The organism is Pseudoxanthomonas fibrivorans, from assembly GCF_041464125.1.
Lineage (GTDB): Bacteria > Pseudomonadota > Gammaproteobacteria > Xanthomonadales > Xanthomonadaceae > Pseudoxanthomonas.
This window is the reverse complement of record NZ_JBGNUG010000001.1, coordinates 976,553-991,594: the sequence shown is the minus strand read 5'-3', so window position 1 is coordinate 991,594 and position 15,042 is coordinate 976,553. Positions and strand designations below refer to the sequence as shown.

At 73.0% G+C, this 15,042-nt stretch carries 14 protein-coding genes; 7 read left to right on the top strand and 7 right to left on the bottom strand.

All coding sequences use genetic code 11. From position 1 onward, the window contains the following. Nucleotides 1-86: 86 nt before the first annotated feature. The gene (locus ACA089_RS04705; RefSeq protein WP_372013839.1) at nt 87-860 is read left to right on the top strand and encodes an oxygenase MpaB family protein; all 774 of its coding nucleotides are present in this window, start codon (nt 87-89) and stop codon (nt 858-860) included. 56 nt (nt 861-916) lie between these two features. On the opposite strand, the gene ACA089_RS04700 is transcribed toward ACA089_RS04705, so the two are convergent. Both ACA089_RS04700 and ACA089_RS04695 read right to left on the bottom strand, forming a co-directional pair. After that, on the bottom strand, nt 917-2,092 hold the full coding sequence (locus ACA089_RS04700; RefSeq protein WP_372013836.1) for a DUF1254 domain-containing protein: 1,176 nt from the start codon (nt 2,090-2,092) through the stop codon (nt 917-919). Between the two features lie 91 nt (nt 2,093-2,183). Continuing rightward, a complete protein-coding gene (locus ACA089_RS04695) occupies nt 2,184-3,611 on the bottom strand; it encodes a DUF1254 domain-containing protein (protein ID WP_372013833.1) in 1,428 nt (475 codons plus the stop codon). A 221-nt stretch (nt 3,612-3,832) separates the two neighbouring features. Here ACA089_RS04695 and ACA089_RS04690 point away from each other — a divergent pair, with 221 nt between their 5' ends. After that, a complete protein-coding gene (locus tag ACA089_RS04690; RefSeq protein WP_372013832.1) occupies nt 3,833-4,681 on the top strand; it encodes a hypothetical protein in 849 nt (282 codons plus the stop codon). Between the two features lie 52 nt (nt 4,682-4,733). On the opposite strand, the gene ACA089_RS04685 is transcribed toward ACA089_RS04690, so the two are convergent. Further along, nucleotides 4,734-5,408: a glutathione S-transferase family protein gene (locus ACA089_RS04685; RefSeq protein WP_372013829.1), complete on the bottom strand. Its 675-nt coding sequence runs from the start codon at nt 5,406-5,408 to the stop codon at nt 4,734-4,736. Between the two features lie 128 nt (nt 5,409-5,536). On the opposite strand from ACA089_RS04685, the gene ACA089_RS04680 reads away from it, so the two are divergent. Next, the gene (locus ACA089_RS04680; RefSeq protein WP_372013826.1) at nt 5,537-6,502 is read left to right on the top strand and encodes a GGDEF domain-containing protein; all 966 of its coding nucleotides are present in this window, start codon (nt 5,537-5,539) and stop codon (nt 6,500-6,502) included. A gap of 140 nt (nt 6,503-6,642) precedes the next feature. Here ACA089_RS04680 and ACA089_RS04675 read toward each other — a convergent pair whose 3' ends face one another. Further along, complete coding sequence (locus ACA089_RS04675) at nt 6,643-7,122, bottom strand: VOC family protein (RefSeq protein ID WP_372013823.1); 480 nt, start codon at nt 7,120-7,122, stop codon at nt 6,643-6,645. Nucleotides 7,123-7,339: 217 nt separating this feature from the next. On the opposite strand from ACA089_RS04675, the gene ACA089_RS04670 reads away from it, so the two are divergent. Together ACA089_RS04670 and ACA089_RS04665 are read left to right on the top strand one after the other, a co-directional pair. Beyond that, nucleotides 7,340-7,783: a hypothetical protein gene (locus ACA089_RS04670; RefSeq protein ID WP_372013820.1), complete on the top strand. Its 444-nt coding sequence runs from the start codon at nt 7,340-7,342 to the stop codon at nt 7,781-7,783. Nucleotides 7,784-7,878: 95 nt separating this feature from the next. Continuing rightward, complete coding sequence (locus ACA089_RS04665) at nt 7,879-8,919, top strand: S66 peptidase family protein (RefSeq protein WP_372013817.1); 1,041 nt, start codon at nt 7,879-7,881, stop codon at nt 8,917-8,919. 21 nt (nt 8,920-8,940) lie between these two features. On the opposite strand, the gene ACA089_RS04660 is transcribed toward ACA089_RS04665, so the two are convergent. The 3 genes from ACA089_RS04660 to ACA089_RS04650 form a co-directional block, all read right to left on the bottom strand. Next, on the bottom strand, nt 8,941-10,002 hold the full coding sequence (locus ACA089_RS04660; protein WP_372013815.1) for an ROK family protein: 1,062 nt from the start codon (nt 10,000-10,002) through the stop codon (nt 8,941-8,943). A gap of 77 nt (nt 10,003-10,079) precedes the next feature. Next, a complete protein-coding gene (locus ACA089_RS04655; RefSeq protein ID WP_372013812.1) occupies nt 10,080-10,472 on the bottom strand; it encodes a DUF1398 family protein in 393 nt (130 codons plus the stop codon). 118 nt (nt 10,473-10,590) lie between these two features. Then, nucleotides 10,591-12,816, bottom strand: a complete 2,226-nt coding sequence (locus tag ACA089_RS04650; RefSeq protein WP_372013809.1) for a winged helix-turn-helix domain-containing protein — start codon at nt 12,814-12,816, stop codon at nt 10,591-10,593. A gap of 149 nt (nt 12,817-12,965) precedes the next feature. Between ACA089_RS04650 and ACA089_RS04645 the strand changes: the two genes are divergently transcribed. After that, nucleotides 12,966-14,477: a PQQ-dependent sugar dehydrogenase gene (locus tag ACA089_RS04645; RefSeq protein WP_372013806.1), complete on the top strand. Its 1,512-nt coding sequence runs from the start codon at nt 12,966-12,968 to the stop codon at nt 14,475-14,477. Between the two features lie 38 nt (nt 14,478-14,515). Continuing rightward, nucleotides 14,516-14,989: a GlcG/HbpS family heme-binding protein gene (locus ACA089_RS04640; RefSeq protein ID WP_372013803.1), complete on the top strand. Its 474-nt coding sequence runs from the start codon at nt 14,516-14,518 to the stop codon at nt 14,987-14,989. Nucleotides 14,990-15,042: the final 53 nt, after the last annotated feature.

Sequence of the window (15,042 nt, the reverse complement as noted above, 5' to 3'; positions counted from 1 at the left end):
GGCGGGCGCGGCAATGCACGCGGGCCGTCCTCATGCCGGCGACGGCTGTGACAGCCCGCCGACACCGGCCGGGCTAGGGTGGCGCCATGCCGACCCCAGACCCCGCGCGCGTCCGCCTGGCCGACATCAACCTCGAGTCCTACATCTACTTCGGCGCCGGCGCCGCGGTCGCCTGGCAGCTGGCCGATCCCGGCGTGGGCCGCGGCGTGGCCCGGCACAGCGAGACGATCCGCCGGCCTCTGTCGCGCCTGCGCGCGACCATGGCCTACGTCTACGCGGTGTCGCTGGGCACCGATGCCGACCGCGCGGCCATCGCCCGCCACGTGAACCGCGCGCACGCGCCGGTCCGCGGCGAGGGTTACAGCGCGTTCGACCGCGACCTGCAGCTGTGGGTCGCGGCCACGCTGTACCGCGGCGGCGTGCAGATGTACGAACTGTTCGTCGGCCCGGTGCCGGAGGCCAGCCGCGAGTCGCTGTACCGCGAGGCCTGGGCGTTCGGCCGCACGCTGCAGGTGGACGACGCGCAGTGGCCGCCGACGGCCGATGCGTTCGACGCGTGGTGGGACGCGCGCCAGCGGCACCTGCACGTGGACGCGGAAGTGCGCGCGTATTTCGCGTCGGTGCTGGCCGCCGGCGCGCCCTGGTACCTGCGGCCGGCGCTGCCGCTGCAGGCGTTCGTCACCCGCGCCCTGCTGCCGCCGCACCTGCGGAAGATGTTCGACCTGCCGTGGACGGCCGCCGACGAGCGCCGCTGGCGGCGTTTCCGCCACTGGGCGCCGCGCCTGTACTGGACGCTGCCGGCGTGGGTGCGGCACTGGCCGGCGCGGTTCTTCCTGCGCCAGCTGCGCACGCCGGAATGAGCCCGCCGGCGCGCCGCGACCGGCGGATGCCGGTCGCGGGCGCGGTCGGTCGGATGTCAGCCCCTGGCCTGCGGCTCGGGGAACTTCCAGGTGCCGTCGAGGATTTCGGCGCGGGGGCGGTACAGGCGCACCAGGTAGTTCCAGCCCGGGGTGACCGGCAGGCAGTTGGGCACCTTGCCGTCGCAGCCGCCGAACTGCACGGTGACCGAGCCGTCGTCGGCCTTCGTCGCGGTGAGGTTGTTGACCGAATAGGCGTCCAGCTCGTTGCGCTGGAAGTAGCCCTTGGCGTCGTACACGGTGACCGACCAGAAGCCGTCCACCGGCACGTCCTTCACCGTCAGCGTATGCACGGTGCGTCCGTCGTTCCTGGCCGGGGTGAAGTTGAGGTAGGTCGCGTCCTTCTCCGGGTTGCCGCCCCAGGCAGTCACCGCGCCGATCACGCGCCGCACCGGATCGACCTCGGCCTTGCTGCCGAACATGCGGTTCTTGTCCGGCAGGCTGTCGCCGAGCACGGCGAAGGCGTCGCGCAGCTTGCCGAGGCTGGCCATGTCCCAGCGCGGCACCTCGAACGTGCCCGGGCCGCCGGGCTGGCTGACCTGGATCTGGTCCTGCAGCGCGTGCACGGCCTGCAGGTCGGCCGGGTCGGACGGGTTGGCGAGGATGCGCACGGCCGCCGCCGCGTAGCGCGTGCCGATGTCCTCGCGCCGCAGGGTATAGGCGCCGGGCCGGTAGCCGACCTGGTGGGTGTACTGGTCCTGGTCGAAGACCTGCATCGACATGAAGCGGGTCCCGGCGTCGGGCAGCGTGATCGTCACCGGTCCGGCGTCCAGGTCGAACACCGCGCCCGAGTACAGCGTGTCGCGGTTCTGGCGCAGGACGGTCTGCTGGTCGAGCGGGGTCATCCCGCGGTTGTGCGTGAACGTGCCCAGGGTGCCCTGGGTGACCATGCCGGCGAACGCCACGTCGGTCTCGGCGCGGACGATGTTGTCGGCATCGACCAGCTGCGCGCCGTCGGCGGTGGTCCGCGGCGGTGGCAGCGGCAGCGTCGGCGAGGCCGTGGCGGCGGGAGCGGCGGCAGGCGCGGGGGATGCTTCGGCGGCCGCGGGCGAGGCCGCGGCGGGAGCGGGGTCGGCGGCAGGCTCGGAGCGGTTGCACGCGGCGACCAGCAGCGGGATCAGCGCGGCCAGGCAGGCGGACTTCGGGGAAAGGCGGTTCGACGACGGCATGTGCATGTCCGGTTCCTTGTCGAAGAGTGCCGGCCGTGCCGGCGGGAGCAGGGCGCGGACGCACGGGCGCCCGCGCGGGTGGCCAGGTGGCCGGCGGTCAGTCGACCTTCTCGACCACGGGCGCCTTCCAGGTGCCGTCGAGCGCCTCCGGCTTGGGCCAGTACAGGCGCATGGCCATCTGGAACGGTCCGGCCGGCGCCGGCAGCCAGTTCGATTCCAGCGTCTCGCCGGGGGACTCGTGCTGGACGTGCAGGGTCAGCCCGCCATCCGGGTCCTTCTTCAGGGAGGGCAGCATCGACGAGTTGACCAGGTAGCGGTCGATCGGGTTGTCGACCAGCAGGCTCGCGGGCAGCTCGTACATCGTCACCGACCAGAACGCATTGGCCGGTGGCAGCTGCCCCGGGGCGAAGCGCACCACGTAGCGGTGGCGGCCATCCAGCGGCTGGCCCTGGCTGTCCTGCACCAGGCCCGGGTACATCGCCTCCTCGCGGGCGTTGCCGTAGATCCCGGCCGACGCGGCCAGCATGCGCTTGAGGTAGTCGTTCTTGAGGAACTCGCGGGTGCCGAACAGGTCGCCGCTGTCGAGCTCGCCCTGCGCCAGCCGCAGCTTCAGCGCGTCATGCTCCTTCCAGGCATCGGCCATCCCGTCCTTGACCGCCTGCAGCAGCTCGGGCGACAGGTCCGCCGCGCGATAGCTGCCGCCCGCGCCGATGCCCAACCTGGCGAAGCGTTCCATCAGCGCGGTTTCCGACGGGTGCGTGGGCGCGTACTGCAGGACGAAGTCGAGCACCTCGAAGAACTCCGGCGCGGTCCGTTCCTGCTCGGCGGTGAGCGGCCTCACGAAATCGATCGGGGACGGCGCCGGCGGTGCCGGCTGGCCGAGGAACGCCGACAGCGGCTTGACCTGGTAGCCGGCCTGGATCTTCTTCACGTTCTCCAGGTCGTCCGGCGAGAACAGCTGGGTGCGGTAGAGCACCAGGCCCAGCTCGGTCTCGCTGCGGATCACCGAGGTGATCCCCGGCGGCGTCGCGCCCTCCCAGCCGGGGCCGGCGAGCAGGAACGCCCCGCCGTCGTTGCCGGTGGCGCGGCTGCCGACGTAGGCGAAGTCATGGGTGTAGACGTCGATGAACTGCAGCGAGAAATACCGGTCCTTGTCGACCTTGGGAACGATGAACACCAGCGGCTCGGCCCGCAGGTCATAGGACACGAACGAATAGGGCGTGTCCGAGTTGGGCGTCTGGATCGCCTTGTCGGCCGGGGTATAGACGCGTGCGGTGTTGTGCACGGTGTTCCAGTCGCCCTTGTATTCCGGGTCGTCCTTGTTGACCGCGTAGGCGTACTGGATGCGGTAGCTGTCGACGATCGGGAAGCCGTACACGTAGGCGTCGCGGGCGATGGCGCGGGCTTCCTCCGGCGCCAGCGCCGCCCCCGGGGCGCTGGGTGGCGCATCGGCAGAAGCGGCCGGGGCCGGCGTGCGATCGCATGCGGCGAGCAGGAAGGCGGCCAGGACGGGGGCGATCAACATCCGTGTTGCATGGATCATGTCGGCAATCCTCGATGGCGGGGCTCCATCACATGGCCTTCACCGTTAGGCGGCCGTGACGGGCTTCGCCGACCGGACCGCCCCGGGTGGCACCGGGGCAGGGCGGCTCCCCGGCGGCCGCTGAACGGGTACGATGCGCCACCCCCGCCGCATTCCCGACGCCCGCCCATGCGGCCCCGCATCCACGACCGTCCCCCGGTGGCATGAGCGATTCCGCCCCTCGCCCGGACGCTGCCGCCGACCCCCGGATCCACCGTCTCCAGCCCTGGATCGCCGCGCTGCTCAGCGCGGCGCTGCACCTGCTGTTCCTGCTGGTCCTGCTGTGGTCGTCCAAGCCCATCGTGACCACCCCGCAGGGCACCTCCAGCAGCGGCCGGATGCGGGTCAACTTCGTCGGCGAGCCGGCCGGGGAGGCCACGCCGGCGCCGGTGTCGCCGCGTCCGTCGCCGGCCCAGGCGACTCCGCCGTCCCCGGCGGTGGCCCGCCAGCGCGCCGAACCGCGCAAGCCGGTGATGGAAGCGACCTTCGTCGAACCGCCTGGCGAGCCGGAGCCCGAGTCGCGGCAGAACGAGGCGCCGCCGGCGGAGTCCCGCGCGCAGGCGCCGGCCAGCAGCTCGCCGGCCCCGGCCCAGCGCCGGCCGGAGACCTGGACCGGGCGCCCGCCCGGGATGCTGGACGAGGACGTGTCCCACGACGATGGGCGCTCGCGCGGGCCGTCCAACCAGGACGGCAACGAACGCGACATGGCCGCCGGCGAGCCGAACATGCAGGTCGGCGGCTACCAGATCATCTACGACCTGCTGGCCGAGGAGCGGCTGCGGCTGTGGATGGCGCAGGGACTGGAGGAGCTGTCGATCCCGCTGCCCGGCACCCGCTACCTGATGGTCTGCCCGGCCGAGGTCGCGCTCAAGCGCGAGTCGAGCAAGTGCCGGCTGCTCGACCCGAACGATCCGGAGATGGAGAAGATCCGCGACGCCCGCCAGGTGATCACGGTGATGTACGTGTACCACCGCGGCGAGCTGGTCTGGCGCGGGCCGGGACCTTACCGCTGAGGGCGGGTCCGGTCGCTCGCCACCGGCACCCGCGCGATGGCGGCCGTGGTGCTCAGCCGGGAGCGGCGCCGCCGCGCGCCGCCTCGCCCGCGGCGAACACCGCCCGTTGCGCGGCGAACGCCCGCTGGTAGGCGGGCCGCGCCTCGCCGCGCGCCAGGTAGCGGGCCAGGCTGGGAAAGGCGTCCAGCAGGCCGGACGTTTTCAGCCGCAGCAGCACGCTGACCACCAGCAGGTCCCCGGCGCTGAACGCGCCCTCCAGCCAGTCGGCGTCGCCCAGGTGGGCCGCGAGCCGGTGCAGGCGGTCGTGGATGCGTTCCTCCAGCATCGCCAGGCGCGCGGCGTGCCACGGCCGCGCGCGCTCCAGCACCAGGGCCATCGCCCGTTCGAACACCGGCGGCTCCACCGTGTTGAGCGCGCAGAACATCCACGCGATCGCCCGGGCCCGCGCATCGGCGGCGGCGGGGAGCAGGACCCCGGGATGCCGCTCGGCCACGTGCAGCACGATCGCGCCGGACTCGAACAGGACCAGCCCGCCGTCCTCGTAGGTCGGGATCTGACCGAACGGGTGCAGGGCCAGGTGGGCGGGCTGCTTCAGCGCCTCGAACGACAGCAGCCGTACGTCGTAGGGCTGGCCGGCTTCCTCCAGCGCCCAGCGCACGCGCATGTCGCGGGCCAGGCCCTGGCCGCGGTCGGGGGAGTGTTCGAAGGCGGTCAGGGTGGGCGGCATGGCGTGGCTCCGGGGTTCTGCAGGTTCGACGGATGGAAGTCCCGGCGTTCGACCCGGGACCGTACTGCGGGGGCGGGCACACGCCGCGCGGTCCCGCAGCTGGCACGGGGCTTGCGTACCATCGGGGCATGAACAACGCCACGCTGCGCGCCACCCGCGATCCCGACCCGCACGCCCTGCCCGAAAGCCCGGACGTGTACCGGACCCTGCTCGAATCCACCCGGGCGATCCCGTGGAAGATCGACTGGGCCAGCATGCGCTTCGCCTACATCGGGCCGCAGATCGAGTCGCTGCTGGGCTGGACGCAGGACAGCTGGCAGACGGTCGATGACTGGGTCGCGCGCATGCATCCGGACGATCGCGACCGCGTGGTCGGCTTCTGCGTCTCGCAGTCGCGCGCCGGGGTGGACCACGAGGCCGACTACCGGGCCCTGACCTCCGACGGTGGCTACGTCTGGATCCGCGACGTGGTCCACGTGGTCCGCGATGCCGCCGGCGAGGTCGACTGCCTGGTCGGCTTCATGTTCGACATCAGCCAGCGCAAGCGCGACGAGGAAGAGCTGATGCGGTTGCACCGCGAGCTGGAGCAGCAGTCGATGACCGACGGCCTGACCGGCATCGCCAACCGCCGCCGCTTCGACCAGTGCCTGGAGACGGAGTGGGGCGCGGCCCGGCGCAGCGGGCAGCCGCTGTCGCTGATCGTGCTCGACATCGACCACTTCAAGCAGTTCAACGACGCCCATGGCCACGTCGCCGGCGACGAATGCCTGCGGCATATCGCCGGCGAGCTGGCCGGCGTCGCCCGCCGGCCGCGCGACGTGGTGGCGCGGTTCGGCGGCGAGGAGTTCATCCTGCTGCTGCCCGAGACCGATGCCGCCGCCGCGCGTGCGCTGGCCGACGAATGCGTCGCCCGGATCGCCGCGCTCGGGATCGCCCACGGTGCGCCGCGCACCGGTGCGCTGGTCACCGCCAGCCTGGGCATGGGCACCGCCCTGGTCGATGCGATGGCCACCTCGCAGGACTTCCTCAGGGCCGTCGACGGCCGCCTGTACGCGGCCAAGCGCGGCGGCCGGAACCGGATCGAGCGGCTGTAGGGTCCGGCGCCGCGCCGGCGCCACCCTTGCGCGGCGGGTCATGCCCGGCGGGGGGCGTCGGCGGAAAGCCGCCGGCGCGGAGCGGTGCCGCCACGGCCGCGATGCCCGCCGGGTAGCGGTGGAGCGGCCCGGGGCCGCGCTCAGCCGCGGCGCGCAGCCTCGATCGCGGCCACGTCGATCTTGCGCATCGTCATCATCGCCTCGAATGCGCGCCGGGCCGCGGCCTGGTCCGGGTCGGCGATCGCTTCGGTCAGCACGCGCGGGGTGATCTGCCACGACAGGCCCCACTTGTCCTTGCACCAGCCACAGGCGCTTTCCTGACCGCCGTTGCCGACGATGGCGTTCCACAGGCGGTCGGTCTCCGCCTGGTCGCGGGTGGCCACCTGGAACGAGAAGGCCTCGCTGTGGGTGAAGGTCGGGCCGCCGTTGAGGCCGATGCAGGGAATGCCGAGCACGGTGAACTCCACGGTGAGCACGTCGCCCTCCTTGCCGGAGGGATAGTCGGCGGGCGCGCGGCGCACGGCGGTCACCGCGCTGTCGTCGAAGGTCTCCGCGTAGAAGGTGGCCGCCTCCAGGGCGGTGCCGTCGTACCACAGGCAGATCGTGTTGCGGGCGGTCATCGGGGTCTCCTGGTTCGGGGGGCATGCAAGCGACGACCGGCGGTCGTGCGGATCGACACGCGGGGGGCGTCCGTCCGGGAGTAGAGCGGAGGGGCGATTAAGCGCGGGCGAAGCGGCGCCTTGCGACCGGGCGGGCCTGCGTGGATCCGGGCCGGGCATGGCCCCGGGCGGCGATGGCCTGCGTTGGATCGCATGACAACTCCAGCGGAGCGCAGGCATGGCCACGAAAGCGACGAAGAAGACCGCGCGCGGTACCACGCCGGCGCGCCGGGGCGACGTCACCACGACGCCCACCCATCGCCCGACCCTCGCCGGCGGACCGCTGCGGGTGACCGCGCAGGGCGCCACGCTCAAGGATGACGAACGGCTGATCGTCGTCGTCCACGTCGCCGACCAGGAGGGCGCGCCGGTGGCCGGCCTGAAGAAGGCCAACTTCAGGCTGTGGCAGATGGGCCACCACTTCAGCGAGCTCGGCGGGTGCTTCGTGGTCGAGGTCGCGGGCATCGCCGGCCTGGAAGGCACCTACCAGCTGGTGCGCGAGCCCTGGTCGCTCGTCGGCAACGGCACCATTCCCTTCATCGTGCGCGTGCAGAAGGGCGCCGCCCGCAGCGGCATGGCCATGACCTCGATCGTCAAGGTGCGCGAGGGGCTGGACCTGTAGTGCGAGGCGCCGGCATCACGCGCGCCGGAGGGCGCGGTTTGTTGCATGCAAGGCGGGTTGTTACCCTGCGGCGGGTCCTCCACGCAGGCAGCTCCATGCATCGACGACACTTCATCGGCAGCGCCGCCCTCGCCACGGCGGGCTTGCTGTTGCCCGCCTTCGCCGCGCCCGCGACGGCCGCGATACGGCGGGTCCTGCCGGTGCCGCTCAACCCGGGCGACACGGTCGGCCTGGTCGCTCCGTCGGCGGCCACCGACGATCCCCTCGACCTGCAGCTCGCGGCCGAAGCGATGCAGGCGCTGGGGTTCCAGGTGAAGGCAGGCCCGCACCTGGGCTCGCGCCGCGGACACCTGGCCGGGACCGATGCCGAGCGGGCCGGCGACATCAACGCGATGTTCGCCGACCCGCAGGTGCGGGCGATCGTCTGCGTGCGCGGCGGCTCCGGGGCGGCGCGCGTGCTGCCGCTGCTGGACTACCCGATGATCCGGCGCAACCCGAAGGCGCTGCTCGGCTATTCCGACATCACCGCGCTGCACAACGCGCTGCTGAGCCAGGCCGGGCTGGTCAGCTTCCATGGCCCGATCGGGTCGGGCAGCTGGAACGCCTTCAACGCCGACCAGTTCCGGCGCGTGCTCCTCGAACGGCAGCTGGTGGAGTTCCGCAACGTGGCCGACCGCGGCGACGAACTGGTGCAGCGCCGGAACCGCACGGTCACGATTGCCCCTGGCCGCGCCCGCGGCGAGCTGGTCGGCGGCAACCTCAGCGTGCTGGTCGCACTGGCCGGCTCCCGCTACCTGCCGGATTTCCGCGGCAAGATCCTGTTCCTGGAAGACGTGGGCGAAGCGCCCTACCGTGTCGACCGCATGCTCAGCACGCTCAGGCTGATGGGCGCGCTGGACCAGGTGGCCGGGGTGGTGTTCGGCGAGTGCACCGACTGCGATCCGGGCGAGGGCTACGGCTCGCTGACCGTGCCGCAGATCCTCGACGACTACCTGCTGCCGCTGAAGGTGCCCGCCTACCGCGGGGCGATGATCGGCCACATCCGCCAGCAGTTCATCCTGCCGGTGGGCGGCCAGGTGGAGCTGGACGCGGATGCGGGGACGCTGCGCATGCTGGAGCCCGTCTTCCAGCACTGAAGCGCCGCGCCGGGCGCCGCCTCAGCGGTTGCTGAAGCTGGCGTTGCCCAGGCCGGTGCCGATGGTCAGCACCGCCCAGCGCGAGGCCTTGCGCATGCGCTGGCGCTCGCTCAGCGCCTGGACCACCGCGTCGTTGTGCAGGACCACGCGCGGGGCCTTGCCGCCGATGTCGTCGAGCAGCGCGCCGAGCGCGTCGGGCAGGTGGAACGGCCGCTCCCAGTCGCCGGGCAGGTTCTGCGCGCCCTGCGAGATGCCGCCGTCGACCTCGATCCGGCCGGGGCAGGCGATGCCCACGAACGGCGCCAGGGAAAGCCCGAGCGTGCGCGCCTGCGCGGCGAGCCCGTTGAGCATGGCCGCCATGCGCCGGACCGCTTCGGCGCGATCGGGCGCATCGTCGGCGTGCCGCCACTTCAGGCGTTCGAGCACCCGCGCGCGGCTGCCGTCGTCGGCCTTGCCCAGGCGGTGCTCGACGATGCCGCAACGGATGTTGGTGCCGCCCACGTCCACGGCGAGAAAGGCGTCGGCGCGTCGCGCGGCCGCCGGCAGCAGGGGCACCCAGCCGAGCAGGCCGGCTTCGTCGGCGTGGTGTCCGACCTGGTCCAGTTTCACGTCCACCCGCGCGAGCTGCAGCAGCCGCAGGGCCCGGCGCACCGCCAGACCGCCGGTGGCGTGGTCAGGAAAGCCGCCACCGAGCAGGATCCGCTCCACGCCATGCCATTCCGGCTGGGCCAGGAACACCTGCACCACGTGCACCAGCCGGCGCGCGTATTCCTCCACCGCCAGGTGCACCAGGTGCGCGGCGTCGGCATCGCCGCCGACCAGCACCAGGTCGATCGCCTTCTTGTCGATATCGGCGGTGGGCATCTTGCCGAACGGGTCCTTGCCGGTGCGATGGTGGCGACGCGCGGTGTCGACCAGTTCGCGGAACGCGGTCTGGCTGGCGCGATCGCCGAGGAAGCCTTCGCCATCGGGATCGCGCACCAGCAGGTTGTAGTGCTCGATCTCCAGCCCGGGCAGGCGCATGGCGCCATGCAGGCCACGGGCATCCTTGCTCGCGGCGCGGGAACGGGAAGGCTTGGCCATGTCGACGCCTGCGGTGCGGACGGGGCTTCAGGCTAGGCAGGGCCGGGTGAGCGCCGGGTGTGCGGCGACGCCGGGTGTCAGTCCGGGAACTGTTCGACGTGGGTCTCGCCGCGGCGACCGTAGTAGGTGACGTGGCGCCCGGCGATCCACACGGTGTAGCCGACGCAGCCGGCGGCCATCGACAACCGCTTGAACTGCGGGTACATCACCTGGCCCCGCTGCGAGCCGGCGATGGCGGAGCGCAGCGCGGCGACATCGAAGGCCTCGGGAATCGGCATCGGCGGGGTGGCCAGTGGCAGGTCCAGCGGCGCGGCCTCGCGCGGGTAGTAGGTGGTGCGCGCGCTGCGGTAATCGACGGTGTACGCATCCACCCCGGCCACGACCATCAGGCCGATCACCTGGCCGAAATGCAGCCGGCCCTCGGCCGAGCCGGCGGCCGCTTCGCGGATGATGTCGTACAGGGTGGACATGGAGCCGGCTCGGGTCGCGTGGCGGACGCATGCACCGGAGCGGACGCGGGCATGCGGGGCGGTCGGCAGATGATGCCGCCTTCGCGGGAGGGATGGGTGAACGCCGGCGCGGCGCCGCTCAGCGGGGCACGGCCAGGCGCAGGTCGCTCTCGCGCATCGCCAGTTCCGAGAACACCAGCTGGCGCTGGTCCGGCGACAGGTCGAACCCCCAGCCCTGGAAGTCGGCCGGCAGCGCGAGCAGGTCGCGGGTGGCGCCATCCTCCAGGCCCAGCCGTGCCAGCTGCGGCGCCTGGCCGGGCGCGCGCCGCACGAAGTAGATGCCGTCGGTGCCGGGAGCCCAGTTGCCGCCGTCCTGGGGCTCCAGCCCGGCGATCACCGGCGTGCCGCTCCCGGCGCCGGCGCGATGCCAGTCGCGCCGCGGCAGCTGCCACAGGCCGGGGTGGTCGGGCCGGGTGTACAGGAGCTGGCGGCCGTCGGCCGATTCGCGCGGATGCGCGGCCGGGCCGTCGGTGACCGCGACCGGGCGGCCGCCGGCCGCCGGTACGGCATGGATCCGCCATTGCCCGTCGCGGTTGGATTCGAAGTACAGCCATTGGCCATCGCGCGACCACGACGGATTGCGGCTGTCGCCAGGCCCGTGCACCAGCCGCTCCGGCGTGCCGCCCTCGGGCGTGACCGCGTAGATCGCGGTGGTGCCGTCGGGGCTGCCGTCGAAAGCGATCACGCGGCCATCCGGCGACCAGGCCGGGTTGTCGATGAACGCACCATCGAACCCGGCGACCTGCACGGCGTTGCCGCCATCGCGGTCGCTGACCCAGATCCCGTGCGGTCCACCGCGGTTGGAGGTGAACGCGATCCGCCGGCCATCCGGCGACCAGGCCGGATTGGAATCCCAGCGGGTGGACTGGATGCGCAGGTCGGGTCCGCTCGCGTCCGGACGCGCCAGGTCGACCTGGCGCAGGCGCGAGCGGTGCGTCCATTGCTCGAATGCGATCGCCGGGATGCCGGCCGCGGTGGCCGGCTGGTGCACGTCCTCGTTGCCCAGCGGCACCGGGCGCAGGTCGCCGCCATCGGCGTCGGCCGACCACAGCGCGTACATGCCCGAGCGGGTGGAGGTGAACAGCAGGCGCGAGCCGTCCGGCGACCAGGCCAGGCCGTTGATCTTGCGGTTGTCGCGGGTCAGGCGCCGTGGCGGCGTTTCCGCCGGCGCGTCGAGTTCGATGCGGTGCAGGTCCTTGGTGACCTCGTTGACCGCGCGCACGAAGACCAGCGCCTGGCCATCCGGCGTGAACCGCGGATCGAGGTCGCCGAGGGTCCCGGCGGGCGGGGTGGTGGCCACCCGCCGGCCGGCGCCGTTGGACGTGGCCAGGACGATGCGGTAGGGCGAGGCAGGGTCGCTGCGGGCGGCGTAGGCCAGGCCGGCGCCATCGGGCGACAGTGCCAGCCCGCGAACCTGGCGCGCGGTGTCGTCGCGCAGCACCCGCGTCTCGCCGCCGCCCAGCGCGGACACGCGCATGATCGAGACGCCGTCTTGGTCGAGGCGCGCGAACAGCAGGCTGCGGCCATCCGCCGCCCACACCGGATGGTGTTCATGGGCCGCGGTGCGGGTCAGCGGCAGCAGGTCCTCGCTGCCGAGCGTCTTCACCTGCACGTCGAAGCCGCCGCCCTCGCCGCCGTCCCAGATGAAGGCCACGCGGCTGCCGTCCGGCGACAGCGCCGGTTCGAACTCGCGGCCGACCAGGCTGGTCAACGGACGCACTTCGTAGCCCTCCGCCAGGCCGCCGTCGCGTGGGAGCAGGCGCGGGGCCAGCACGGTGGCGACGACGGCCGGCACCAGCGCCGCGCCGGCCAGCCACCGGCGCCGGCGATGCGTCGTCGCCGGTGACGCATGCCCGCCGACGGTCGCTTCGGGCGGGGTCGCGGCAGGGGCCGCCGCCGCGTCCGGCGTCGGCGCGGCGACCGCCGCGGCGACCCGGGCCGGCGCGATCGGCGCGACCAGCCGGTAGCCGCCCTTGCGGATCGTCTCGATGTAGCGGGGGGCCTGCGGGTCGTCGTCGAACACCTTGCGCAGCTCGGACACGGCGCGGTTGAGCAGGTAGTCGTCGGCGATGGTGCCGGCCCACACCGTGTCGAGGAACGTTTCGCGCGAAATCACCGCGCCCGGGCGCTGCGCCATCAGCACCAGCACCTGCATGACCTTGGGCTCGACCTGGACGACGCGGCCGTGGATCGCGATCCGGTTGAGCGGGGGCTGGACCAGCGCCTCGCCGGCCGTGAAGTTCGACGGGCCGCCACGGGGGGCGCCGGGATCGTCGATCCTGCCGATGGCCGGCTGTTCGCTCATGCGGGGGCGTCGCCTCAGGAGGGCCGCGGGCGTCGTGGTGCCGCGGCTGCAGCGAATCTATAGCAAAACTCCAGCATTCCTCCATCCAGTGCGGCGGGGCGACGGGGTGGGATGGGCGCGGGAACGATCCCATGCAAGGAGCCATGCCGATGCGCGCTACCCGTGCACGCCCCGCACGCCGTCCGTCCTTCCAGGCCGCCCTCGTCCTGCTGGCGGGGATGCTGTCCGCAGCCGCCGCCACGCAGGCGCCGGGTGCCGTGGACGCCGCCGATGGCGCGGCGCTGTTCCGCGACAACTGCGCCGCCTGCCATGGCGCCGGCCGGCAGGGCACCGGCCTGGGCCCGCCGCTGTCGCCGCGGGACTACCGCTACGGCGGCACCCGCGGCGACCTGGCCCGGATCATCCGCAACGGCATCCCCTCGCAGGGCATGCCGGCGTTCGGCGACACGCTTTCCGCGGCGCAGATCGAGGCGATCGCCGCGTTCCTCCCGGCCCGCGAAGGCGCGGTCCCCGCGGAGGACGACAGCACCCGGGCCGAGCCGCCGCGCACCTTCGATCCGGTGCCCGGCGTGGTCGACACCCTCGATTACGCCGTGCGCACCGAACGTTTCGCCGAGGGCCTGCAGACGGTCTGGGCGCTGGCGTTCGTCGATGCGGACACGATCCTGGTGAGCGAGCGCCCGGGGCGGCTGCGGGTGATCCGCCACGGCGTGCTGCAGCCGCCGGTCGCCGGCACGCCCGCGGTGTACGTCCACGAGCACCGCTGGAACCAGGGCGGCCTGCTCGACATCGCGCTGGACCCGGCGCATGCCCGCAACGGCTGGATCTACCTCAGCTACAGCCACCGCCTCGAGCGCCCCGGGCCCGACGGCAAGCCGCTGGCGATGACCCGGGTCGTGCGCGGCCGCCTGCGCGGCAACGCCTGGGTCGACCAGCAGGTGGTGTTCGAAGCGGACCCGGCGACCTATGGCGATCCGTTCTGGCACTACGGCGGACGCATGGCGTTCGACCGCGAGGGGCGGCTGCTGTTTTCGGTGGGCGACCGCGGCGTGCAGGAGCTGGCGCGCGAGCCGGGTCGCCCGAGCGGCAAGATCCATCGGCTGCAGCCGGACGGCACGATTCCGGCGGACAATCCCTATCGCGGCCGCGCGGGCGCGTTGCCGTCGGTGTACAGCCTGGGCCACCGCAATCCGCAGGGCCTGGCCTTCGAACCGTCCAGCGGCCGCCTGTGGGAAACCGAGCACGGACCGCGCGGCGGCGACGAGCTCAATATCGTCGAGCGCGGCGGCGACTACGGCTGGCCGGTGGTATCGCACGGCATCAACTACGACGGCACCGTGCTGACCCCGCACACGCGCGCCGAGGGGGTGAGGCAGCCGGCGCATTACTGGCGGCCGTCGATCGGCGTGTCCGGCCTGGCCTTCTACGACGGCCGGCAGTTCCCGCTGTGGCAGGGCAAACTGCTGGTCACCGCGCTGTCGCCGCGCGAACTGCGCCTGCTCACGCTCGATGGCGAGCGCGTGCAGCACGAGGAAGTCCTGCTGCGCACCGAAGGCCGGCCGTACGAACCGGTGGTCGGCCCCGATGGCGCCATCTACATTGTCACCGACGCACCCGGGCAGGTCCTGCGCCTCACCGCGCAGGAACAGCGCCGCCGTTGACGCGCATCCCATCCGTCCGCCACCCACGAGGAGCTCCGATGAAGCACACGAACCTGGCCGCGCTGGCCGCCGTCGCCTGCCTGCTTGCCAACGCCGCGCATGCGCAGACCCTGAAGCCCGCGCTCGACCCATCCACCGCCGATGCCGTGCGCGACCATTGCCTGGCCCATGCGAAGCGGTCCAACCACGCCGTCGCGGTGGCGGTGTTCGACCAGGGCGGGCAGCTGCTGAGCTTCGCCAACCACGGCGCCTCGCCGGCGGCCGGCGAGGTCGCACTGTGGAAGGGGCGCTCGGCGGCGATGTACCGCTTCGCCACCCGCGAGACCGCCAACTGGAACATGTCCGCGGCGCCGCACATCTCCACCGCCGAAGGCGGGGTGCCGCTGTTCACCCGCGAAGGCGCCAGCCTCGGCGGGGTCGGCGTGTCCGGCGCGCCGTCGGCGTTCGACGCCGAATGCGGTGCGCGCGGCGCGGCCGCGGCCGGCCTGGTGGTGTCGCCGCCGGGCCACTAGCCCGCGCCACGGGCCCGGTACACGCGACCGGGCCCGTGGCTTTGCACCGGCCA